This window comes from Pseudonocardia sp. HH130629-09, assembly GCF_001294645.1.
Classification (GTDB): Bacteria; Actinomycetota; Actinomycetes; order Mycobacteriales; family Pseudonocardiaceae; genus Pseudonocardia.
Genome location: NZ_CP011868.1, coordinates 2,511,071 through 2,534,248, shown reverse-complemented (window position 1 = coordinate 2,534,248; position 23,178 = coordinate 2,511,071). Strand labels below are relative to the sequence as shown.

The window sequence follows — 23,178 nt, the reverse complement described above, 5'->3', positions numbered from 1 at the left end:
GGGCGCCGCCGCTCAGCCGCCGTGCGTCGCCGCGCTGCGGTCGTCGGTGTGGGTGTAGGGGTTGTCGAGGACCTTGGTCTGCGGGATCTCCGGGTTCATCCCCGCCTGCCACGCCTGCTCGCCCATCGTCGCGCGCAGGTGCTCCACGGTCGCGGTGACCGCTGCGCGGGCGGCGGGCAGGTCGATGTCGACGAGACGCCCGTCGCGCTTCACCACGCGCCCGTCCACCAGGACCGTGTGCACGTCCCCGCGCCGGGCCTGGAACGCGACGTGGCCGTGCGGGTGCAGCACCGGGAACGACACCGGTGAGTGGTCGTTGCGCAGCAGCACCAGGTCGGCCTTCTTCCCGACCTCGACGGAGCCCAGGTCCGACTCGCGCCCGATCGCGCGGGCCCCGCCGCGGGTGGCCCACTCGACGACCTGCTCGGCCCGGAGCGACGAGTGGGTGACGGTGTCCCCGCGCCCGTGCGCCTCCAGGTGCTCGCGGGACCGGTCGGCGCCCAGCGTGGTGCGCATCGCCGAGAACAGGTCCGCGCTCCACCACATCGACGAGTCCATCGACAGCGACACCGGGATGCCGTGCTCGCGCAGCGCCCAGGTGGGCGGGTAGCCCTGACCGGCGCTCTGCCCGCTCTCGGTGGACACCGACACCGAGCCGCCGGTCGCGGCGATCCGGTGGTAGGAGTCCGCGGACAGCGACGCGGCGTGCACGTAGACGGTGTCCGGGCCGGCGAACCCGTGCTCGTGCATGAGCCGGACGCCGTCGTCGTTGGTGGCGTCCCGCACCCCGGCGTGGGTGGTGACGTCGACGCCGAGCTCGCGGGCCACCTCGAACGCGGGACGCTCGGGGAACGCCGGGTCGCCGGTGACGTCGAAGGCCAGCTGGAAGCCCAGCATGTCGTCGCCGGGGGTGATGCGCCGCGACACGAACTCCGCGAACCCGGGGTCGGCGGTCCAGTTCGCGGGGGGCGTCGTGGATGTTGCCGTAGGCGAGCACGAACCGGCCCGCTACGCCATCCCGATGGACGGCCCGGTCGGCGACCTGATCTCGCGCACCGATATCAGCCCGATGCGGCCCGCGCACATCCACTTCCTGCTCGCCGTGCCCGGCTACGCACCGCTCATCACCCACCTGTTCCGGGAGGACACCGAGTACCTCGACTCCGACGTCGTGTTCGGCGTGAAGCGCGAGCTCGTCGTGGCGTTCGACCGCCACGAGCCCGGCCCCACGCCGGACGGCGGGCACAGCGACGCCCCCTGGTACGAGGCCCGCTACGACTTCGTGCTCCAGCCCGCCGGATAGGCCGACAGCGTGTCGGGCAGGGTCTCGGGCAGGGCGTCGGCCGGACTCAGCGCCGCCCGACGACCAGCGCGGCCAGCCCGGTCGTCACCGGGACTGCGGCGACCAGACCGATGCTGCCCACCAGCGTCCGCACGATCTCGGTCGCCACGTCCTGGCTGGTCAGCACCTGCGTCACCCCGCCGGCGGCGACGGTGAACAACAGCAGCAGCGGCAGCGCTGCCCCGGCGTAGGCCAGCACGAGGGTGTTCACCGCGGACGCGACGTGGTCGCGGCCGATCCGCATCCCGGCGGCGAACAGCTCGCCCACGCTCATCCCCGGATTCGCCGCGCCCAGCTCCCACACCGCGGACGCCTGGGTGACGGTGACGTCGTCCAGCGCCCCGAGCGCCCCGATCACCAGCCCGGCCAGCACCAGGCCGCGGGGGTCGATCGGCACGCCCGGGCCGAGCGTGCCGATCAGGGTGGCGGTGGTGTCGTCGAGCCCGGTGAGCCGGGAGGTGACGGTGAACAGGTAGCCGAGCAGCCCGATCAGGGCGAGCGAGGCGAGTGTGCCGAGCACCGCGCAGGACGTCCGCGCGGTGAACCCGTGGGTCAGGTACAGCACCACGAACATGATCAGGCAGGCGCCGGTGACCGCGACCGCGAGCGGGGAGCCACCGGACAGGATCGCGGGCAGCACGAACCACAGCAGGATGACGAAGCTCAGCGCCAGGCTGACCAGCGCCGCGAACCCGCGCAGCCGTCCCAGCACGACGACGGCCAGGGCGAACGCCGCCGCCAGCCACCCCAGCGGGGCGCCGCGCTGGAAGTCGACGAGCTGGTAGGAGCCCGCGTCGTCGGGGTTGGCGCCCGACCACGACAGGGTGACCGGGTCGCCCACCGCGAACCGCGGCGTCGACGGCTCGTTCGGCACCAGCTGCACCAGGTCCCGTCCGGCACGGGGCCCGTCGGACAGCGCGACCGTCACCCCGGTGCAGCGACGGTCGCCGGCGCCGGGGGAGCAGTCCGCGACCTGCACCGAGGTGACGGTGCCGTGCACCTGCTGGGTGGGCGGGATCTCCGGGACCGGGGTCGCCCCCGGCCACAGCAGGGCCACCCCGGCGAGCGTCGCGAGCACGCACGGCACGAGCAGCGCGACGAGCAGCCTCCGCACCCGTCGTCCGGCCGGGGCCGCGGCGCCGTGCCCGTGGCCGTGTCCCTGCTCGTGTCCCTGGCCGTGTGCCGCGCTGTGTCCCTCTCGGTGTCCGTCTCCTTGTCCGTCTCGGTGTCCTTCGCCGAGTCCCGCGCCGTGGTCGTGCCCGGTGGCGGGCGGTGCCGGCGCGCCGGTCGTGGTGCCGGGCCCCGCCGCGCCGGGACAGTCGCCCCAGCCGCCCGGGTGCCCGGCGCGGGGGATCGGACCGGTCTCGGCGCTGTCGTCGTCCCTGCCGTCGGTGCTGCTGTCGGTGCTGCCGCCGGCGGGGCCCGGCGCGGCTCGGCCTGCCGGTGCGGGGGAGGCGCCGGCGCCGTTCTCCTCGCGGGACGGGCGGCGCGGGGCGGGTGTCCGGGTGTCCTGTGTCCGCCGGGCCCGGTGCCGCGCCGGTTCAGCCGGGAGCCGGTGCCCGCCCGAGGCGCCCGGTGCCCGGTCCTCGGCGCGCCGCCGTCCCCCCGTCCGCGGAGCGCTGGGCGGGCCGCCGTCGGGGGCGGACGGGTCGCGCGGGACGGGCGGGGGCGGGGGCACCTCTGCATCCTTGCAAACGATCTTCGGCCTGCGGGGTGCCGTTCGCCCGGACGCGACCGCCCGGCGACGACCGGTTGTCCGGCGTTCGAACTTGTGTTCGACTAGGGTGGTGCGATGGGACGGACAGCAGGTCGGGGCGGACGGGGTCGGACACGCGACGGCGCTGCCGGGGATGCGGGGGTTGCTGCGCTCGGTGCGCACCCCCGGGTTCGCGGACACGGTGTTCCACGAGGTCGAGGCGCGCTCGGTGCTCAACCGGGTGCCGTCGTCGTCGCCGGTGCCGTTCGGGTGGACGGTCAACCCCTACCGCGGCTGCTCGCACGCCTGCACCTACTGCCTCGTCCCGGACACCCCGGTGCTCACCGCCGACGGCCGGTCCCGGCCCATCGGGGAGCTGCGCCCGGGTGACGAGGTGGTCGGCACCCTCGCGGACGGCGGCGGGCGGCGCCGGTTCGTCCGCACCCCGGTGCTCGCGCGCTGGTCGACCCGGCGCCGGGCGCAGGAGGTGATCCTCGACGACGGCACGGTGCTCGTCACCTCCGCCGAACACCGTTTCCTCACCACCTCCGGCTGGGCACACGTGCGCCCGGGGCGCTGCCGTTCCTCGGCGGACCGGCCGCACCTGGCACCGGGGACGGCACTGGTCGGGCCCGGTGCGGCCGCGGTCCCGGGCGGGCCACGGCCCGACGGGTACGCCGAGGGCTGGCTCTGCGGGCTGGTCCGGGCCGACGCGGTGCGCGGGCGGGTGCGGGCCGAGCCGTTCCCGACCGGCTGGGTCGAGCTGGAGGCGCTCGCCCGCGCCCACCACCTGCTGACCGCGCGGCCGGTGCCCGTGGCCGCCGGGATGCTCGCGGCGCCCGCACCGTCGCCGACGGCCTGGCCGCACCGGCCCGCCCGTGGCTGGTCGGCCGGGTTCGTCGGCGGGATCGTCGACGCCTGCGGTGAGGTCTCCGCCGGGGTGCTGCGGATCGTGCCCGGCGAGGAGACGCTCGCCCGCGCCTGCGTCGACGCGCTGCGGCGGCTCGGGTTCCGGGTGGCCTCGGAGCCCTCGGCCCGGCCCGGGGTGCGGGCGCTGCGGGTGCTGGGCGGGGTCGCCGAGCAGCTGCGGCTGGTCGCGGTGACCGACCCGGCCGTGGCCCGGATGCGTGACGTCGGCGGCGCCCGCGTCGAGGAGCCGCCCGGGGGGAGCGCCGCGGGTGGTGTCGGTCCGCGACACCGGCACCCTCCGTCCGATGGTCGACATCACCACCGGCACCGGTGACTTCGTCGCCGCCGGGGTGGTCAGCCACAACTGCTTCGCCCGCAACACCCACACCTACCTGGACCTGGACGCGGGCGCGGACTTCGACTCCCAGATCGTGGTCAAGGTGAACGTCGCCCGGGTGCTGGAGCGGGAGCTGGCCCGGCCGTCGTGGCGGCGCGAGCACGTCGCGATGGGCACCAACACCGACCCCTACCAACGGGCGGAGGGCCGCTACCGGCTGATGCCGGGGGTGATCGGCGCGCTGGCCCGCTCCGGCACGCCGTTCTCCGTCCTGACCAAGGGCACCGTGCTGGGCCGGGACCTGCCGCAGCTCGCGGCCGCGAACGCCGACGTGCGCGTCGGCACCGGGGTATCGATCGCGCTGCTGGACCGGGAGCTGCAGTCGCACCTGGAGCCGGGCACGCCGAGCCCGCGGGCCCGGCTCGACCTGGTCCGCCGGATCACCGATGCGGGCCTGCCCTGCGGGGTCATGGTGGCCCCGGTGCTGCCGTGGCTGACCGACTCCACCGAGGCCCTCGACGCACTGCTGGGCGAGATCGCCGCCGCCGGGGCGAGCCGGGCCACGGTCCTCGCGCTGCACCTGCGCCCCGGGACCCGGGAGTGGTTCCTGGCCTGGCTGGGGCGGACCCACCCCGCGCTGCTGCCGCGCTACGAGCGGCTCTACCGCGGCGGGGCCTACGCCACACCGGACTACCGCAGGGCCCTGGCCCGGCGGGTCTCCCCGCTGCTGGCCCGGCACGGCCTGGACCGGCCCGAAGCGAACCCGCGGGCCCCGGGGTGGACCCGGCAGCGGGTCGCGCCGGTGCGGCCCCCGGACCCGGACGCGGGGCAGCTGAGCCTGCTGTGAGGCGGCGCCGAAACCTGGTGGCAGGCGGCCTGGGTGGTGCCGATAGCCTTGACCGCCGTGATGCGAACCCACCCCGTCGGAACCCTGCGTGCCGAGAACGCCGGCCAGACCGTGACCCTCGCCGGATGGGTGGCCCGCCGCCGCGATCACGGTGGCGTGATCTTCATCGACCTGCGGGACCGCTCCGGATCGGCCCAGGTGGTGTTCCGTGAGGGCGAGATGGCCGAGCGGGCGCACCGGCTGCGCTCCGAGTTCTGCATCCAGGTCGTCGGCGAGGTCGTCCGCCGGCCCGCGGGCAACGAGAACGCCGATCTGCCGACCGGCGACATCGAGGTCACGGTCACCGGGCTGACCGTGCTGTCGGAGTCCGCGCCGCTGCCGTTCCCGATCGACGAGCACACCGGCGTCGGCGAGGAGATCCGGCTCTCCCACCGCTACCTCGACCTGCGCCGTCCCGGGCCGGCCGCGGCCATGAAGCTGCGCAGCGACGTGAACAAGGCCGCCCGCGACGTGCTCGCCGCCGAGGACTTCATCGAGGTCGAGACGCCGACCCTGACCCGGTCGACCCCGGAGGGCGCGCGCGACTTCGTCGTCCCGGCCCGGCTGCGCCCCGGCTCCTGGTACGCGCTGCCGCAGAGCCCGCAGCTGTTCAAGCAGCTGCTGATGGTCGGCGGGCTGGAGCGGTACTACCAGATCGCGCGCTGCTACCGCGACGAGGACTTCCGCGCCGACCGGCAGCCGGAGTTCACCCAGCTCGACATCGAGATGAGCTTCGTCGAGCAGGACGACGTCATCGCGCTGGCCGAGAAGGTGCTGGTCGCGCTGTGGAAGCTCGTCGGCTACGACGTGCCCACCCCGATCCGCCGGATGCCCTACGCCGAGGCGATGGCCCGCTACGGCTCGGACAAGCCCGACCTGCGGTTCGACATCGAGCTCACCGAACTCACGTCGTACTTCGCGGGCACCGGGTTCCGGGTCTTCCAGAACCCCTACGTCGGCGCCGTCGTCATGCCGGGCGGGGCGTCGCAGCCCCGCAAGGTGCTCGACGGCTGGCAGGAGTGGGCCAAGCAGCGTGGCGCCCGCGGCCTGGCCTACGTGCTGATCGGCGAGGACGGGCAGGTCGACGAGCGCGGCCCCGTCGTCAAGAACCTGTCCGAGGCCGAGCGGTCCGGGCTGGCCGAGGCCGTCGGCGCGAACCCCGGTGACTGCATCTTCTTCGCCGCGGGCACGCCGAGTGAGGCCCGCGCACTGCTCGGTGCCGCCCGGGGCGAGATCGCGCGGCGCATCGGTGCGATCGACGAGTCGGCCTGGTCGTTCGTCTGGATCGTCGACGCCCCGCTGTTCGAGTCGGCCGCCGACACCGACGACGTCGCCGTCGGCGGCGGTGCGTGGACCGCGCTGCACCACGCGTTCACCTCGCCGACCCCGGAGTGGATCGACAGCTTCGAGAAGGACCCGGGCAACGCCCTGGCCTACGCCTACGACATCGTCTGCAACGGCAACGAGATCGGTGGCGGCTCGATCCGTATCCACTCGGCCGAGGTGCAGAAGCGGGTCTTCGAGGTCATGGGTCTGTCCGCGGAGGAGGCGCAGGAGAAGTTCGGCTTCCTGCTCGACGCCTTCGCCTACGGTCCGCCGCCGCACGGCGGGATCGCGTTCGGCTGGGACCGGATCACCGCGCTGCTCGCCGGCGTCGACTCGATCCGCGAGGTCATCGCCTTCCCGAAGACCGGCGGCGGGTTCGACCCGCTGACCCAGGCACCCGCTCCGATCACCGCCGCCCAGCGCAAGGAGGCCGGCGTCGACGCGAAGCCCGCCGCGGCCGCGCCCGGGGGTTCCGTGCCCGGCCCGTCGTCCGAGACCGGCGGCGGCGCCCCGGAGAAGCCCGGCCCGGCCGCGTAGGTGCTGCACCTGCGGGTGGTCTGTCCAGCCGGACGGACCGCCGACGTCCGCACCGTCCTCGACGCCGAACCCGGGGTGGCCCACCTGGTGGTCCACCCCGGGGTGGCGGTGCATCCGGCCGGTGACCTGATCGAGGCCGACGTCGCCCGGGAGTGCGCCGACGACCTGCTGGGCAGGCTGTCCGATCTCGGCGTAGACCACGACGGCGGCATCACCCTCGAACAGCTCGACACGGTGCTGTCCGACCGGGCCGACGCCGCCGAGGAGGCCGCCCCGGGGGACGGCGCCGACGCCGTCGTCTGGGACGAGCTGATCCAGCGCACCGGCGAGGAGTCGCGGCTGTCGGGGACGTTCCTGACCTTCCTCACCGTCGCCTGCCTGCTCGCCGCCGTCGGCGCGGTCACCGACTCGCCGGTCACCGTGGTCGGGGCGATGGTGCTGGGCCCGGAGTTCGGCCCGATGGCCGCGATGGCGGTCGGATTGGTGCTGCGCCGTCGCGACCTGGTCTCGCGCGGCGCGCTCGCGGTCGCCGTGGGGTTCCCGCTGGCGATGGCCGTCACCGCCGTCGCGACCCTGGTGTTCGACCTGCTCGGCTGGTTGTCCTCGGCCGGGCTCGACAGCCTCGAGCAGATGGACTTCATCTACGAGGTGGGGCCGTTCTCGCTGGTCGTCGCCGTGCTCGCCGGGGCGGCCGGGATGCTGTCGTTGACCTCGGCGCGGTCGTCGGCGATGGTCGGCGTGGTCATCTCGGTGACGACCGTCCCCGCCGCCGCCTACGCCTCGGTCGCGGTGATCGAGGGACGCTGGAACGAGGCGGCACTGTCGGCGCTGCAGCTGGGGGTCAACCTGGTGGGCGCGATCGGCGCCGCGGCAGCGGTGCTGGCGTTCGCCCGGCGCGGGTCGCGACGTCGGGGCGCGGACCGCGCGCTCTCCGAAGGGTAGGGTCGCCTTCGATGACCGATCCGCAGTCGACTCCGGGCGCGGTCGCGGCGGTGGCCGGGGCCGCGCGCCTGCTGTCGCGGCGGGCCGGCTCGGAGGTCGAGCTGTACGAGCCCGAGGACCTCGGCGGCAGCGGCCGCTCGGTCGTCGCCCGGGCGCGGATGGCGAAGAACCCGTTCTCCGACCGGCGCAGCGTCGTCGTGAAGCACTACGCGCCGCCCGAGGACGGCTCGGCCGGCGCGGACCTGGTGTCGGACCCGTTCCGCTACGAGGTCGCGTCCTGCCAGCTGTTCACCGCGCTGCCCAGCGACGTCCGGCCCAGCCCCGTGATCATCGCGCACGACCCCGAGCAGCGGCTGCTCGTCCTGGAGGATCTCGGCCGCAGCCTGACCCTGGCCGACAAGCTCTTCGGCCCGGACGCCCACGCCGCCCGCACCTGCCTGCTCGGCTGGGCCCGCGGCCTGGGCCGGATGCAGGCCGCGACCGCCGGGCGGGAGGGTGACTTCAGCGCGCTGCTGCGCCGGCTGGGGGAGAAGGCACGCCGGGACCCGGTCGCCGACCAGGCCCGCGCCGCGCTGGCCGGCCTGCCGGAGCTGCTGGCCGGGATCCTGGGTGTCGAGGTGCCGGAGCTGGCGTCAAGGGAGGCCCAGGGCGGGGTGCGCCTGCTCGGCGGTACCGGGTTCCGCGCGTTCAGCCCGTCCGACACGTGCCCGGACAACAACCTGGTCACCAGCCGCGGGGTGCGGTTCGTCGACTTCGAGTGGGGCTGCTTCCGCGACGTCGTCCTCGACGCGGCCTACGTGCGGGTGCCCTTCCCCGGGTGCTCGTCGAGCTTCGCCCTGCCCGACGCCGTCGCCGACGCCATGCTCGACGCCTGGCGGGCCGAGGTCGCGCCGGTGTGGCCCGAGCTGGACGACCCCGAGCTGCTGGAGTCGCGCCTCGCCGACGCCCAGGTGCTGTGGGTGTGGTGGTCGACCTGGCGGCTGCTGCCGCGGGTGCCCGAGCGCGACGGGCCGATCGGCCCCGACGCCGGCCGGTCCCCCCGGATCTCGACGGCACTGCGGCACTACTGGCGACGCCTCGGTGTCACCGCGGAGGCGACGGCCCGGCCCGGCACGGCCGCGCTGGCCGACGCCGTGGTGACCGCACTGGACACCCGCTTCCCGGACGCTTCGTCGACGCTGCCGCTGTTCCCGGCCTTCCGTGGTGGCGACTGGTAGGGGTCTGCACGACAGCGTTGCCCCGAGAGTTCCCACGGCGGTACGAGACGCGTCACCGGTTGCACACGGAAACGGTGGCTGCGGCGGTGAGGGTGTCGGCGTGTCCCCGATGACCGCGCGCCCGTCCGTCGTCGATCCGGTCCTGCGCTCCGTCCGTCCCGTCGCCGCACCGCGTGCGACCGGGCGGCCCGTCCGGCACCTCGTGCTGCTGGGCGACTCCACCGCCGTCGGGCTGGGGGATCCCCTGCCGGGCGGTGGCTGGCGGGTGTCGGCCCACTGCTGCGCGACGCCCTCGACGATCCCGCCCGCCCCGGCTCGGTCCGGCTGGACAACCACGCCCGGACCGGGGCGCGGATGGCCGACGCCCGGCACGGGCAGGTTCCCGTGGCCGCGGCGTCGGGGCCCGACGTGGTCGTGCTGTGCGTCGGGATGAACGACACCCTCCGCTCGGACTTCGCCCCGGCCGGGATCCGGCGGGACTGCGCGGAGTCGCTGGAGCTGCTGCTGGGAGCCGGTGCGACCGTGCTGCTGCTCCGCTTCCACGACCACACCCGCGTCTGGCCGCTGCCGGGCCTGTTGCAGCGGGCGCTCGCCGCCCGGATCTCCGCTCTGAACGGGGCCGTCGACGGAGCGGTGGCCGACGCCGTCGCCGCGACGGGACGGTCCGCCGTCGGGATCCTCGACCTCGACACCGCCGGCAGCTACGACCCGGCGGCGTGGAGCGTGGACCGGTTGCACCCGTCCGAGCTGGGCCACCGGCTGCTGGCGCGTGGTTTCGCCGGGCTGCTCGGCGCCGCGGGGTTCGCGGTACCGGGGGAGGTCGGGCTCGACGCCGCCGGTGGCCGGGAGGTGACGGCCTGGCAGCGGGGGGCGTGGCTGGTGGTGCAGGGCGTGCCGTGGCTCGTGCGGCGGGGCCGGGACCTCGGGCCGGTGATGGTGCGCGGCCTGGTGGAGGGGGCGCGGGTGCGCAGGCTCTCGGCCTGACCCGTGCCCCGTCCAGCGTCGGAGCCGGGGAGCCCCGCTACAGGCGTCGCAGGAAGTTCCCGATCCGCTCCACGGCCTGCTCCAGCTGTGGCAGCGCCGTCGCGTACGAGCAGCGGATGTGCCCCTCCCCGGGCGACCCGAACACGCTGCCCGGGACGACGGCGACCGACTCCTCCCGCAGCAGCCGCTCGGCGAAGGTCTCCGAGTCGAGGCCGGAGGCGCGGATCGAGGGGAACGCGTAGAACGCGCCCGCGGGCTCCGGGCAGTCCAGCCCGGCCTCGCGCAGGCCCTTCACGAACACCCGTCGGCGACGGTCGTAGTCGGCCACCATCTCCGCGACGTCGCCCTCCGCGCTGGTCAGCGCCTCCACCGCGGCGATCTGCGAGACGTGCGGCGCACACAGCATCGTGTACTGGTGCACCCGCAGGCACAGCTCGGCGATCGGCTCCGGCGCGGCGAGCCAGCCGACCCGCCACCCCGTCATCGCCTGGGCCTTGGAGAACCCGCCCAGGACCACCGTCCGCTCCCGCGCACCGGGGACCGCACCCAGGCAGGTGTGGGTGCCGACGTAGGTGAGGCGGTCGTAGATCTCGTCGGAGAGCAGGTACAGGTCGTGCCGCTCGGCCAGCGCGACGAGCTCGCGCAGCACCTCGGGCGGCTGCACCGCGCCGGTCGGGTTGGCCGGCGAGCCGATCAGGATCGCCTTCGTCCGCGGGGTGACCGCGGCCTCGACCGCGGCGATGTCGATGGCGAACCCGTCCTCGGCGTGGGTCGGCACCCCGACCGGGACACCCCCCGCGAACGCGACGCAGGGCTGGTAGGCGACGTAGCAGGGCTCCGGGACGATGACCTCCTCGCCCAGGTTCAGCAGCACCCGGAACGCCAGGTCGAGCCCCTCGGACACCCCGGTCGTCACGAGGCACTCGGTGGCGGGGTCGTAGTGGGCGTCGTAGCGCGACGCCAGGTCCGCACACACCAGCTCACGCAGTTTCGGCAGGCCCGCGTTGCCGGTGTAGGTGGTGTAGCCGCGCTCCAGGGCGTAGATGCCGGCCTCGCGGATCCGCCACGGCGTCACGAAGTCGGGTTCACCGACACCGAGGGAGATGACGTCGTCCATCTCGGCGGCGATGTCGAAGAACCGCCGGATCCCCGACGGCGGGATCGCCGAGATCGTCGTGTTGAGCGGCCTCACGGGGTCACCGGCAGCCGGTGGTCGGGCTCCGGCTCGGCGAAGGAGTCGCCGTCGCGCTTGTGCGTGGCCAGCACGAAGTGCGTGGCGGTCGAGCGGACCCGGTCGATCGTGGACAGCTTCTGGGACACGAAGTCGCTGACCGCGCGGATGTCCGGGCCGACGACCGTGCAGCGCAGGTCGTGCCCACCGGAGACGAGGTAGCAGTCGCGGACCTCGTCGAACCGGGAGATGCGAGCGGCGACGTCGTCGAACCCGACCCCACGGGCCGGGGCCACCGAGACGTCGATGAACGCCGTCACCTGCGCACCGGCGCGGCCCGCGCCGGAGTGGCCGTCGCCGCCGTCCTCGTAGCGGGCCCAGTCCACGACGGCCTTGTGCCTGCGGATCACCCCGGAGCGTTCCCACTCCGCGATCCGGGCGTCGACCTCGTCCCGGGTCAGCCCCAGCATGGTGGCGACGGTGTCGTGGCTCAACGACGCGTCACGTTCGAGCAACTCGAGGATCTCGCGCACGGCGTGACCCTACGACGACCGCCCGTCGTCGCGCCGCGGGCCGGGCGGGTCGGTCGTGGCCCGCCCCGTCCGACCGGTCAGGCCGCGCGCGGCAGCGGGGCCGCGACGCCCGGTGCGACGGCGCCGCGGGCCGGGTCGAGCAGCCCGCACTCCAGGTCGACGAGGTGCAGCCGCGTGCACGGACCGCACACGTACACCGTGCCGGCCGGGCCGTGGTGGCTGCTCCACGCGACTCCGCGGACGTCGGCGGGGGTGCGCGGACGAGAACAGAGCGGGCAACTCGGGATCGTGTCCATGCCCTGTGAGCGTGCACGGGATCTGTTGCGAGGCGGTGACACCGCGCGTCCGCGGCGTTGCGATCCGGCGACGATCCGGGGTCGGAGACGATCACGGTGCGTACGCGACGGTCACGAATCGGGGGTGAGCCGGTGAGTTCGGCGCCGCCGCACCCGGTCCCCAACTAGGGTCCGCGCGCATGAGCAGCAACGAACCGCCGCGGGGCGAGGACCCCCAGGCCGGTCCCGGGGGCGCCGCGACGCCCGGTGGCGCCCAGGAGCCCGGCCACGCGGCCGGGAGCGGCGACCGGCCGGCCACGCCGGAGGGTGGGCAGTACGGCCAGGCTCCCCACGGGCAGGACCCCGGCACGCGGCACGGGCAGCCGGGCCAGCAGTACGGGCAGGACCCGGGGCAGCAGTACGGCCAGTACGGCCAGCCCGGGCAGCCGGGGCAGCCCGGCCAGCCGGGGTCGCAGTACGGTCAGCAGCCGTACCCCGGTCAGTACCCCGGCGCGGGCCAGCCCTACGGCGGCCAGCAGCCCGGGACCCCGTACCCCGGCCAGTACCCCGGGGCCGGGCAGTACCCCGCCCAGTACCCGACCGGCCAGCAGTACGGCGGTCCGTACCCCCAGGGGGGCTACGGCCAGCCGGCCTACCCCGCCGGCGGCGCCCCGCCCAGCGGCACCTCCCCGGATCCGCTGGTGCCGTTCTCCTTCGGCGACTGGTTCTCCAAGATCGTCGGCGTGCTGCAGCGGAGCTTGAAGCCGCTGCTGGTCATCAACCTGATCGTGCTGATCCCGACCGCGATCCTCAGCGCGCTCGGCTACGTCCTCGACCTGAGCGCCGGCGTCGTGGCGGGCCTCGGCCTGACCACCCTGCTCCTGGCCGTGGTCACCCTCGTGCTGTCGGCTCTCGGCTATGCGGCGTCGGTCTTCGTCGTCGTGCGCGACGCGGCCCAGCGCCCGTGGAACCAGGACCAGGTCATCGCGTTCGCGAAGAACCGCGCACTCCCGGTGATCGGCTGGTCGTTGCTGGCCGGGCTGCTGTTCGTCATCGGGTTCTTCCTGCTCGTCATCCCGGCCATCTACCTGGGCGTGGTGTTCACGGGCGCGCTGATGGGGGTCGTGGTGATCGAGCGGGCCGGGATCGGCCGGGCGTTTACACTGGTCAACCCGCGGTTCTTCCCCGTACTCGGCCGGCTGGTGGTCTTCTTCCTGATCGCGGTCGTGTACTCGATGATCATCTCGCTGGTCATCGCCACGCCGCTGATGTTCCTCAGCCCCGTCCTGGGCGAGCTCGTGGCGGTCCTGCTGCAGCTGCCGCTGCAGATGGCCGGTGTCGCCGCCATGATCGTCACCTACGCGGAGTGCCGCTTCCACGAGCACAACCCGGTGCACACCCCCGTCCTCGCCGACGAGATCGACCGGGCCTGAGGCGCTCGTCCCCCGGGGCCGGTGTCCTGGCAGGCTGGATGCGATGAGCACCGACGGCCTGTTCGACATCGACCCGGGGGGCGACGAGCGCGACACCGGTGACGGCGACGCCGTCCGCCCCGACGCGCCGCTCGCCGCCCGGATGCGTCCGCGCACCCTCGACGAGGTCGTCGGCCAGGCCGACCTGCTGAAGCCCGGCGCCCCGCTGCGCCGGCTCCTCGACGGCGGTGTCGCGGCGTCGGTGCTGCTCTACGGCCCGCCCGGCACGGGCAAGACCACTCTCGCCCGGCTGATGGCCGGCGCCGGGGGAGCGGAGCGGCACTTCGTCGCCCTGTCGGCGCTGTCGGCCGGGGTGAAGGAGCTGCGGGCGGTCATCGAGGAGGCGCGCCGGCGTCGCGACCGCAGCGGCACGACCACGGTGCTGTTCATCGACGAGGTCCACCGTTTCTCCCGCACCCAGCAGGACGCCCTGCTCGGCGCGGTCGAGGACCGGCTCGTCCTGCTCGTCGCCGCGACCACCGAGAACCCGTCGTTCTCCGTCGTGTCCCCGCTGTTGTCCCGCTCCCTCGTGCTGCAGCTGCAGTCCCTCGGGGAGGAGGACGTGCGCACCCTGCTCCGTCGCGCCGTCACCTCCGAGCGCGGCCTGAACGCGACCGTCGAGCTCGCCGAGGACGGCGAGGAGGCACTGGTCCGGCTGTCCGCGGGCGACGGGCGCCGCGCGCTCACCGCGCTGGAGGTGGCCGCCGACGGCGTCCTCGGCGCGCTCGACGGCGGCGACCCGGTGATCGATCTCGCCGCCGTCGAGCGCGCCGTCACCGAGGTCGCCGTGCGCTACGACCGCGCCGGCGACCAGCACTACGACGTCATCAGCGCGTTCATCAAGTCCATCCGCGGCTCCGACCCCGACGCCGCCCTGCACTACCTGGCCCGGATGCTCGTCGCGGGGGAGGACTCCCGCTTCATCGCACGCCGGCTGATGATCCACGCCTCGGAGGACGTCGGGCTGGCCGACCCGACCGCGCTGCCCGCCGCCACCGCGGCCGCCCAGGTCGTGCAGCTCGTCGGGATGCCCGAGGCGCGGATCGCGCTCGCCCAGGTCACCGTGCACCTGGCGACCGCGCCCAAGTCGAACGCCGTGATCACCGCGATCGACGCCGCGATGGCCGACGTCCGCTCCGGCAAGGTCGGCGGGGTGCCCCCGCACCTGCGCGACGGCCACTACGCCGGCGCGCAGAAGCTCGGCAACGCCGCCGGCTACCGGTACCCGCACGACGACCCCGACGGCGTCCTGCGCCAGCAGTACCCGCCCGACGACGTCGTCGGCGTCGACTACTACGCGCCGTCCGGGCGCGGGCACGAACGCGTCCTGGCCGAGCGCCTGCCGAAGCTGCGGCGCGTCGTGCGCGGTACCGGGGACTGAGCCCGGATCAGCCGGTGCGCAGGGTCAGCCCGAGCGCTCCGGTCGCGGTGCGGATCGGGGTGAAGTAGCTGGTGCAGTTGCCGTCGCCGCCGGCACCGGTGTGCACGCCCTGGGCCTGCCCGGACGAGGTGATGTAGGGGGCGCCGGAGTCGCCCTCCTGGGCGCACGCCGCCACCGAGGTCAGGCCGGACTGGCTCTGGCCCTCGAAGTTCACCGTCATGTCGGTGCGCTGGATCGTGCCGCAGGACCGCCCGCTGGTGGAGCCGTGGAGACAGACCGAGGAGCCGACGGGCGCCGGACGGCTGCCGGCGACCCGGATGCCCGACACCGTCGGCGACACGCTGCCCGGATCGACCGCGATCGCCCCGACGTCGACCCCGCCGCCCGCGGTCTCGACCTCCGAGCCGATCGTCGAGCCGTCGACGGCGTACCAGGACGACGAGTTCCGGGTGCAGTGCCCGGCGGTGATCAGCCAGTCGCTGTTGCCGTCCGAGGCGGCGAACCCGGCCGTGCAGCGGCGGGTCCCGTCGGTGATGGTGTCGCCCCCACCGACCGCGGCCTGCCGGTGCGCCGGCGCCGCGACCCGTTCCACCCGTACCTCGGACGGGTCGAGCCCACCGGTCAGGCGCGCGGCCAGCGCGTCGGCACCCGGCCCGTCGACCACGCTCAGCACGACCTGCTCGGTGCGGGGGTCGACGCCGTAGGAGTCCAGGCCGGCGGGCATCCCGGTCGCGGTGCGGGCGGCCAGCGCCGACAGCACCGCGGCCGGGTCGCGGCGAGGCTCGTCGCGCACCACCGGCGTCGCACCGAGCGCGGTGATCAGCGGGGCGGTCCCGGCGTCCCAGGTGCCCACCATCAGCCGGTCGCCGGCCAGCCACGTCCCGGCCAGTGCGGGGCCGAGTGCCTCGGTCACCGTCGGCACCAGCGCCGCGGCCGCGTCGTCGCCGACCGTGACCGGGGGCGGCTCGGGCGCCGCGGTCGCCGGCACGGCCACCGCCACACCGATCGCGACGGTGCCGAGAGCGGCGAGCAGGAGACGGTGCGGGCGACGCAGAGGCACGAGCGTTCCTTCGGGCGGGCGGAGCGTGACACCCGGCCCAACGACGCTGCTCCGCGTGGGTCACGCCCCGCAGACGGACGGCACCCCACTGTGAGACGGAGACGTCCATCCGTGGCCTGGGTCACCCCCGTCAGGGTCCGAGGCTCCTACTGTCCGTTGTTACGTACCGCAAATTGTGCATAGTGATTGACCCCGAAAGGGTGCACCGCGAGGGTTGAACGCAGGCCGGGGCGCGGCCGGGCGGACCTGCCGGCAGCGCCGACCACCACCGGCGGAGGACAGCGCGACAGTCGCACCGCCCGACCTCTCCCGGGGTCGGACGGGCGGTGCCGGCGCCTGACGCGCCCCCCGGGGCGCGACCGAGGAGAGCTGGGTAGATGCACGACGGACCCGTGGCCATCGCGACCGCACCCGATGACACCGCACCCGACGACACCGTCGAGGAGACCGACCCCGGGCAGGCGCCGGACCTGCTCCCGCCGGAGATGCTGGCCGCCGCCGTCGCCGGCGACGAGCGCGCCGTCGCACTGCTCCTGGCCAAGGTGCATCCGCAGGTGGCGCGCTTCTGCCGCGCCCGGCTGGGCCGGCGCGAGACCATCCTCGGCTGCGCCGACGACGTCGCACAGGACGTCTGCATGGCCGTGCTCTCCGTACTGCCGGACTACCGGCCCTCGGGGATGTCGTTCCGCGCGTTCGTGTTCGGCATCGCCCGGCACAAGGTCGCCGACGCGTTCCGGGCGATGGCCCGCAACCGCTGCGACGCCGTGGAGGAGGTCCCCGAGCGGTTCAGCCGCGAGGAGGACCCGGAGCAGTTCGTGCTCCACGCCGAGCGCGACGACCGGCTGTCCGACCTCATGGGCCTGCTCGGCCCGCGCCAGGTCGAGATCCTCACGTTGCGCGTCGCGGTCGGGCTGAGCGCCGAGGAGACCGCCGACGTGCTCGGCTCCACCCCGGGTGCGGTCCGCGTCGCCCAGCACCGCGCGCTGCAGCGGCTGCGCCGCGAGCTGGAGGACCGCGCGTCCCGCCGGGCGGGTGCCCGGGTCGTCGCCGTCCCCGCCCCGCGGGCCCCGTCCGCGCCCCCGCGGCCCTCGTCCCCGCGGCCCTCGTCCCCGCGGCCCTCGTCCCCGCGGTCCCCGCGCCGCGGCCCCCACTCGACGCCCCGCTGCCGGTCGCGGTGTGACCGCGGCGTGACGGCGGGCCCGCCCGCTCCCCGGTCGACCCCCCGGACCGGGAGCACGGCGCGGCCCGCAGGCGGCCGGTGCCGGTGCGCTCGGGCGCGCACCGGCGCCGGCCGTCGCTGCTGCGGGTGCCGGTAACCTGGCACGACCGGCCTCCCGCGGCGTCCCCACGCCGCGCGGCCTACGGTGTGGCGCGGGCGCAGGGCGCCCGCCCCGTCGCCGACCCGTCGCCAGCCGTACCCGTCACGAGAGACCCACCGGTGCAGACCCACGAGATCGTCCGTCGTTTCACCGCCCACTTCGAGAGCAACGGGCACACGTCCGTCCCCAGCGCCTCGCTGATCCTCGAGGACCCGCAGCTGCTGTTCGTCAACGCGGGCATGGTGCAGTTCAAGCCGTACTTCCTCGGAGACGTCCCCGCGCCCTACCCGCGCGCCACGTCGATCCAGAAGTGCGTCCGCACGCCGGACATCGACGAGGTCGGCAAGACCACCCGGCACACCACGTTCTTCCAGATGGCCGGGAACTTCTCCTTCGGCGACTACTTCAAGCGCGGCGCCATCGAGTTCGCCTGGTCGCTGATCACCCGCAGCCAGGACGAGGGCGGCTACGGCTTCGACCCGGAGATCATCTGGGTCACCGTCTACCACGACGACGAGGCCATCGCGCTCTGGAAGGAGATCGCGGGCCTGCCCGAGGAACGCATCCAGCGCCGCGGCGGCGACGACAACTACTGGGACATGGGCGTCCCCGGCCCCGGCGGACCCTGCTCGGAGATCTACGTCGACCGCGGCCCGGAGTTCGGCGCCGAGGGCGGCCCCGAGGCCGACGAGGACCGCTACCTCGAGATCTGGAGCCTCGTCTTCATGCAGGACGAGCGCGGCGAGCTGTCCCCGAAGAAGGGGCATCCGCCGATCGGCACGCTGCCGCACAAGAACATCGACACCGGGATGGGCGTCGAGCGGGTCGCCTTCCTGCTGCAGGGCGTCAACAACGTCTACGAGACCGACCTCGTCCGACCGGTGATCGCCAAGGCCGAGCAGCTCTCGGGCCGCCGCTACGGCGAGAACGAGGCCGACGACGTCCGCTTCCGCGTCATCGCCGACCACGCCCGGTCCTCGATGATGATCGTCGGTGACGGCGTCACCCCGGGCAACGAGGGCCGCGGCTACGTGCTGCGCCGGCTGCTGCGCCGCATCGTGCGCTCCGCCCGGCTGCTCGGCGTCACCGGTCCCTGCCTGGGCGAGTTCGCCGAGGTCGTGCGCGAGACCATGTCGCCCACCTACCCCGAGCTCACCACCGACTTCGAGCGCATCTCCGCGGTCATCCGGGCCGAGGAGGACACCTTCCGCGCCACGTTGACCGCCGGGGAGCGGATCTTCGAGGGCGCGGTGTCGAAGGCTCGATCCGCCGGGAGCGACACCCTGCCCGGTGACCAGGCGTTCGCGCTGCACGACACCTACGGCTTCCCGATCGACCTGACGCTGGAGATGGCCGCCGAGGCCGGACTCACCGTCGACCGGGAGCGGTTCACCGCGCTGATGGACGAGCAGCGATCGCGGGCCAAGGCCGACGCCGCCGGGCGCAAGGTCGGCTTCGTCGATGCCTCGGTGTACCGCGCCGTCCTCGACACCCACGGCGCCACCGACTTCACCGGGTACCAGACGCTGCAGTCCGAGGCCCGGGTCGTCGGGCTGCTGCGCGACGGCGACACCGTGCCCGCGGCCGAGGAGGGCGAGCAGGTCGAGGTGCTGCTCGACCGCACCCCGTTCTACGCCGAGGCCGGCGGCCAGCAGGCCGACACCGGTGTGCTGCGCGGTGTGTCGTTCGAGGTCCGGGTGGACGACGTCCAGTCGCCGGTGGCCGGGCTGCGGGTGCACCGCGGCGTCGTCACCGCCGGCACCGTGACCCTCGACGCCGAGGTCGTCGCCGACGTCGACCGCACCCGCCGGTCCGCGATCTCGCGCGCCCACACCGCCACCCACCTCGTGCACGCCGGGGTCCGCGGTGCGCTGGGCAGCGCCGCCGCGCAGGCCGGGTCGCTCAACGCCCCGGGCCGGCTGCGGTTCGACTTCACCTCCCCGACCGGGGCCGTGCCGCCCGCGGCGCTGGTCGAGATCGAGGAGGAGGTGAACTCGGTCCTGCAGGAGGACCGGGAGATCCAGACCTACGAGACCTCCATCGACGAGGCCCGCTCGCTCGGCGCGATGATGCTGTTCGGCGAGAAGTACGGCGACCGCGTGCGCGTGGTCGACATGGGCGACTACTCGCGTGAGCTGTGCGGTGGCACCCACGTGGGGCGCACCGGCGAGCTCGGCCTGGTCCGGGTGCTGTCCGAGGCCTCCATCGGCTCCGGGGTGCGTCGGGTCGAGGCGCTGGTGGGCCTGGACGCCTTCAATCACGCCACGACCGAGCACCTGCTGGTCAACCAGCTCGCCGACCAGCTCAAGGCCCGCCCGGAGGAGCTGCCGGAACGGATCAACGGGATCGTCGAGCGGCTGCGGACCGCCGAGCGGGACCTGGAGAAGCACCGCGCCGACGCCGTCCTGGCCTCGGCCGGGGCGCTGGCCGAGAGGGCCGAGGACCTCGACGGCACCGCGCTCGTCGCCGTCACCGCCCCGGAAGGAGTGACCGGCAACGACCTGCGGACCCTCGCCGCCGACGTGCGCGGCAAGCTGGGCGACCGGCCCGGCGTGGTCGTGCTGTTCGGCGTCGACGGGGAGAAGGTGTCGTTCGTCGTCGCCACCACGAAGGCGGCCCGGGACAACGGGGTCGCCGCCGGGAAGCTGATCGGCGAGTTCGCCCCGGCGGTCGGCGGGCGCGGCGGCGGCAAGCCCGACCTCGCCCAGGGCGGCGGCACCGACCCGGCCGGGATCGACGCCGCGGTGCGGAAGCTGCGCACCGCGCTGCGTCCGTGACGCCGGTCCGCGGGCGGCGCCTGGGCATCGACGTCGGCGCCGTCCGCGTCGGCATCGCGATGTGCGACCCGGACGGGATCCTCGCGACCCCGGTCGAGACCGTCGCGCGCGACGCCGAGGGCGGCGCCGACGTGCGCCGGATCGCCGAGCTGGTGGCCGAGCACGACGTCGTCGGGATCGTGCTCGGGCTGCCCCGGAACCTGCGCGGCGAGGACGGCCCGGCCGCCGTCGCCGCGCGGGAGTTCGCGGCCGCGCTGGAGGCGGGTCTCGCCACCGCCGGCTGCGCGGTGCCGGTCGAGCTCACCGACGAGCGGATGACCACCGTCGTCGCGACCCGGCAGCTCGCCGGGCGCGGCGTGCGCGGCCGCAAGCAACGCTCCGTGATCGACCAGCAGGCCGCCGTCGCCATCCTGCAGGGCTGGCTGGATACCACCCGCGGCGGCTGATCACCGCCACCGGGGGTGACCACCGGGCGGGCGCCGGGCCGTTACCCTCGTGCCCGTGACCGGCGCCGGCGAGTACGACGTGACGTCCCGGGGCCCGGTGTGAGCACGACCGCGGGCCCCGTGCGGCACCGTCCGACCCCGGTGCACTTCCGGCGGCGGCGGCTCGCCCTGCTGGGCTCGGCGCTGCTGGCCGGCGCGGTGCTCGTCGCGGTGGGTCTGTACCTGCGCGGCGCCGACGACTACACCGGTTCCGGCAGCGGCTCGGTGGTGGTGCGGGTCGAGTCCGGCGACTCCACCAGCGCGATCGGGGACACCCTGGTCGGGTTGGACGTGGTGAGGTCCCGGGCGGCCTTCGTCGAGGCCGCCGCCGAGGAGCCCGGCATCCAGCGGGTCCAGCCCGGCTACTACGAGCTCCGCTCGCAGATGTCCGGCGACTCCGCGGTGGAAGCGCTGCTCGACCCGGAGCGGCGCGTCGGGTTCTTCGACGTCAAGGGCGGCGTCCAGCTCGACGACACCCGTGCGCCGGACGGCACCGTCTCCCCGGGTGTGCTGTCCCAGATCTCCCGCGCCACCTGCCTCGGCGCCGCCGACGGCGACCCCACCTGCACGAGCGTCGACGCCCTGCGCACCGCGATGGCCGACGCGGACCCGGCCGCGATCGCCGTCCCCGACTGGGCCCGCGCCGGCTACCGGGCCGCGGCGCCCGAGCGCCGGATGGAGGGCCTGGTCGCCCCCGGCCCCTACGACCTGGATCCGCGTGGCACCCCCGAGCAGGTGCTGCGCCAGGTCCTCACCGCCTCGGCGAAGCGGCTCGACGCGGCCGGGCTGGGCGGCGCGAACTCCTACCGCTCCCTCGTGCTCGCCTCGGTCGTGGAGAAGGAGGCGCTCGTCCCCGACATGCCCAAGGTGGCACGGGTGATCGAGAACCGGCTCGCGGCGAACCAGCGCCTGGAGATGGACTCCACCGTCAACTACCCGCTCGACGTGCAGGCGCTGCGTACCACCGCGGAGGCCCGCGACACCCCGGGCCCGTACAACACCTACCTCAACACCGGGCTGCCACCGACGCCCGTCGCCTCGGTGTCCACCGCCGCGCTGGCGGCCGCGGAGAAGCCGGCCGCGGGGCCCTGGCTGTTCTTCGTGCGGTGCACCACCGAGGGCGCCTCCTGCTTCGCCACGACCTACCCCGAGCACCTCGGCAACGTCGACCGCGCCCGCGCCGCCGGAGCGTTCTGACCCATCACCGGGCGCGCATGCAACCCCGCCCCAACCCGTGACGGCGCTCACCCTCCACCGGTAGACCGGTCCCGACAACGACGTCAGGCGAGAGGAGCCAACGATGCGTGCGGTCGTCTACCGGGGACGCGGGGACCTCGACATCACCGACGTGCCCGAGGGCGAGGTGGGCCCCGGCGAGGTCCGGCTCATGGTCGGGTTCAACGGCATCTGCGGCTCGGACCTGCACGAGTACTACGCGGGGCCGATCTTCATCCCGAACGGGCACAAGCACCCGCTGACCGGCCGCGAGCTGCCGTTGACCCTCGGCCACGAGTTCTCCGGCACCGTCGTCGAGATCGGGTCGGGGGTCCAGGGCGTCACCGAGGGCGACCGGGTCGCGGTGATGCCGCTCTACAGCTGCGGGGCGTGCTCGCGCTGCGCCGAGGGCCGCGAGAACGTGTGCGCGCAGATCGGCTTCCACGGGCTGATGGCCGACGGCGGCATGGCCGAGTCGACGGTCGTCCCGGCACACATGCTGCACCCGCTGCCGGAGAACGTGTCGCTGGAGATGGGCGCGCTCGTCGAGCCCATGTCGGTGGCCTACCACGCGGCGAAGCTCGGCGCGGTGGACCCGGGCGACACCGCCCTGGTGTTCGGCGCCGGGCCGATCGGGATCGGGCTGTGGTTCGCGCTGCGCGGCATGGGCGTGGAGAACGTCCGCGTCGTCGAGCCGTCGGCGACCCGGCGCGGCGCGATCGAGCGGCTCGGCGCCCAGACCCTCGACCCGACCTCCCAGGACGTGCCGGCGATCGTGGCCGACCTGACGAACGGCCGCGGCGCCGACGCCTGCTACGACGCCGCGGGCGTCGCCCCGGCCGTCGCGACGGCGCTGGACACCCTCGATGCCGGCCGTCCGATGGTCAGCGTCGCGATCTACGAGACGCCCCTGGTGACCCCGCTGCTCAGCCTGGTCCTCGGGGAGTCCCGCATCCAGGGCTCGCTCTGCTACACCCACGACGACTACCGGGCGGTGATCGAACTGATGGCGGGCGGCCACTACGACACCACCGGATGGACGGAGAAGATCGCGATGCGCGACGTCGTCGAGGAGGGCTTCGAGGCGCTGCACGCGGGCCGGAAGATGAAGGTCCTGGTCGACCCGTCCCTGGCCTGACCGGGGTCCCCGACCGGGGATCACTGCCCCCAGAAGCCCTCCGGCGGCCGACCGCGCACGCATCGGTGACGACGCCCGCGCCGCGGCCGAGGGCGCGGGTGTCGGCGTCGTCGAGGACCCGGGCCGGGAACGGGTCCCCGGCCGCGCGGCGGGTCACGCCGGGCGCCGGGAGCTCC

At 74.7% G+C, this 23,178-nt stretch carries 19 protein-coding genes and 1 pseudogene; 14 read left to right on the top strand and 6 right to left on the bottom strand.

What is annotated here, in order from left to right:
* Positions 1 to 12 precede the first annotated feature (12 nt).
* Positions 13 to 1,018: pseudogene (locus XF36_RS11655) on the bottom strand (amidohydrolase family protein); the annotation flags it as partial.
* Between the two features lie 3 nt (positions 1,019 to 1,021).
* Here XF36_RS11655 and XF36_RS33220 point away from each other — a divergent pair.
* Positions 1,022 to 1,303 (top strand): hypothetical protein, encoded by a 282-nt coding sequence (locus XF36_RS33220; RefSeq protein ID WP_238589225.1) that lies wholly within the window; start codon positions 1,022 to 1,024, stop codon positions 1,301 to 1,303.
* A gap of 46 nt (positions 1,304 to 1,349) precedes the next feature.
* Here XF36_RS33220 and XF36_RS11645 read toward each other — a convergent pair whose 3' ends face one another.
* Positions 1,350 to 3,020: a YibE/F family protein gene (locus XF36_RS11645; RefSeq protein WP_060711995.1), complete on the bottom strand. Its 1,671-nt coding sequence runs from the start codon at positions 3,018 to 3,020 to the stop codon at positions 1,350 to 1,352.
* Positions 3,021 to 3,129: 109 nt separating this feature from the next.
* On the opposite strand from XF36_RS11645, the gene XF36_RS32335 reads away from it, so the two are divergent.
* The 6 genes from XF36_RS32335 (at position 3,130) to XF36_RS11620 (ending at position 10,176) form a co-directional block, all read left to right on the top strand.
* Entirely contained in the window at positions 3,130 to 4,281 is a 1,152-nt protein-coding gene (locus XF36_RS32335; RefSeq protein WP_168169497.1) for a hypothetical protein, read from the top strand.
* Positions 4,253 to 5,131 (top strand): radical SAM protein, encoded by an 879-nt coding sequence (locus XF36_RS29485; RefSeq protein ID WP_238589224.1) that lies wholly within the window; start codon positions 4,253 to 4,255, stop codon positions 5,129 to 5,131. The genes XF36_RS32335 and XF36_RS29485 overlap by 29 nt, the downstream gene beginning before the upstream one ends.
* 57 nt (positions 5,132 to 5,188) lie before the next feature.
* Positions 5,189 to 7,033 (top strand): aspartate--tRNA ligase, encoded by a 1,845-nt coding sequence (gene aspS, locus XF36_RS11635; RefSeq protein ID WP_060714618.1) that lies wholly within the window; start codon positions 5,189 to 5,191, stop codon positions 7,031 to 7,033.
* Positions 7,034 to 7,975 (top strand): DUF389 domain-containing protein, encoded by a 942-nt coding sequence (locus tag XF36_RS11630; protein ID WP_060711994.1) that lies wholly within the window; start codon positions 7,034 to 7,036, stop codon positions 7,973 to 7,975.
* An 11-nt stretch (positions 7,976 to 7,986) separates the two neighbouring features.
* Positions 7,987 to 9,192, top strand: coding sequence for a hypothetical protein (locus XF36_RS11625; protein WP_060711993.1), 1,206 nt, complete (start codon positions 7,987 to 7,989; stop codon positions 9,190 to 9,192).
* Between the two features lie 258 nt (positions 9,193 to 9,450).
* The gene (locus XF36_RS11620) at positions 9,451 to 10,176 is read left to right on the top strand and encodes a GDSL-type esterase/lipase family protein (RefSeq protein WP_349675564.1); all 726 of its coding nucleotides are present in this window, start codon (positions 9,451 to 9,453) and stop codon (positions 10,174 to 10,176) included.
* Between the two features lie 37 nt (positions 10,177 to 10,213).
* Here XF36_RS11620 and XF36_RS11615 read toward each other — a convergent pair whose 3' ends face one another.
* The 3 genes from XF36_RS11615 to XF36_RS31525 all read right to left on the bottom strand — a co-directional run bounded on the left by XF36_RS11615 (position 10,214) and on the right by XF36_RS31525 (position 12,176).
* A complete protein-coding gene (locus tag XF36_RS11615) occupies positions 10,214 to 11,368 on the bottom strand; it encodes an aminotransferase class I/II-fold pyridoxal phosphate-dependent enzyme (protein WP_060711992.1) in 1,155 nt (384 codons plus the stop codon).
* Positions 11,365 to 11,880, bottom strand: a complete 516-nt coding sequence (locus XF36_RS11610) for an Lrp/AsnC family transcriptional regulator (protein ID WP_060711991.1) — start codon at positions 11,878 to 11,880, stop codon at positions 11,365 to 11,367. Before XF36_RS11610 ends, XF36_RS11615 begins: the two co-directional genes overlap by 4 nt.
* Positions 11,881 to 11,957: 77 nt before the next feature.
* Positions 11,958 to 12,176, bottom strand: coding sequence for a hypothetical protein (locus XF36_RS31525; RefSeq protein ID WP_145981334.1), 219 nt, complete (start codon positions 12,174 to 12,176; stop codon positions 11,958 to 11,960).
* Between the two features lie 179 nt (positions 12,177 to 12,355).
* Between XF36_RS31525 and XF36_RS32970 the strand changes: the two genes are divergently transcribed.
* Together XF36_RS32970 and XF36_RS11600 are read left to right on the top strand one after the other, a co-directional pair.
* Positions 12,356 to 13,588 (top strand): hypothetical protein, encoded by a 1,233-nt coding sequence (locus tag XF36_RS32970; protein WP_060711990.1) that lies wholly within the window; start codon positions 12,356 to 12,358, stop codon positions 13,586 to 13,588.
* A gap of 43 nt (positions 13,589 to 13,631) precedes the next feature.
* Positions 13,632 to 15,008, top strand: a complete 1,377-nt coding sequence (locus XF36_RS11600) for a replication-associated recombination protein A (protein ID WP_060711989.1) — start codon at positions 13,632 to 13,634, stop codon at positions 15,006 to 15,008.
* 7 nt (positions 15,009 to 15,015) lie between these two features.
* Here XF36_RS11600 and XF36_RS11595 read toward each other — a convergent pair whose 3' ends face one another.
* Complete coding sequence (locus tag XF36_RS11595) at positions 15,016 to 16,068, bottom strand: S1 family peptidase (RefSeq protein ID WP_060711988.1); 1,053 nt, start codon at positions 16,066 to 16,068, stop codon at positions 15,016 to 15,018.
* Positions 16,069 to 16,445: 377 nt separating this feature from the next.
* Here XF36_RS11595 and shbA point away from each other — a divergent pair, with 377 nt between their 5' ends.
* The 5 genes from shbA to XF36_RS11570 all read left to right on the top strand — a co-directional run bounded on the left by shbA (position 16,446) and on the right by XF36_RS11570 (position 23,002).
* The gene (gene shbA / locus XF36_RS35175) at positions 16,446 to 17,384 is read left to right on the top strand and encodes an RNA polymerase sigma factor ShbA (protein WP_064485413.1); all 939 of its coding nucleotides are present in this window, start codon (positions 16,446 to 16,448) and stop codon (positions 17,382 to 17,384) included.
* 122 nt (positions 17,385 to 17,506) lie between these two features.
* Positions 17,507 to 20,164 (top strand): alanine--tRNA ligase, encoded by a 2,658-nt coding sequence (alaS, locus tag XF36_RS11585; protein ID WP_060714617.1) that lies wholly within the window; start codon positions 17,507 to 17,509, stop codon positions 20,162 to 20,164.
* Positions 20,161 to 20,610: a Holliday junction resolvase RuvX gene (gene ruvX / locus XF36_RS11580; RefSeq protein WP_060711987.1), complete on the top strand. Its 450-nt coding sequence runs from the start codon at positions 20,161 to 20,163 to the stop codon at positions 20,608 to 20,610. The genes alaS and ruvX overlap by 4 nt, the downstream gene beginning before the upstream one ends.
* Before the next feature lie 99 nt (positions 20,611 to 20,709).
* A complete protein-coding gene (locus tag XF36_RS11575) occupies positions 20,710 to 21,846 on the top strand; it encodes an endolytic transglycosylase MltG (protein ID WP_060711986.1) in 1,137 nt (378 codons plus the stop codon).
* A gap of 103 nt (positions 21,847 to 21,949) precedes the next feature.
* On the top strand, positions 21,950 to 23,002 hold the full coding sequence (locus XF36_RS11570) for a 2,3-butanediol dehydrogenase (protein WP_060711985.1): 1,053 nt from the start codon (positions 21,950 to 21,952) through the stop codon (positions 23,000 to 23,002).
* Positions 23,003 to 23,178: the final 176 nt, after the last annotated feature.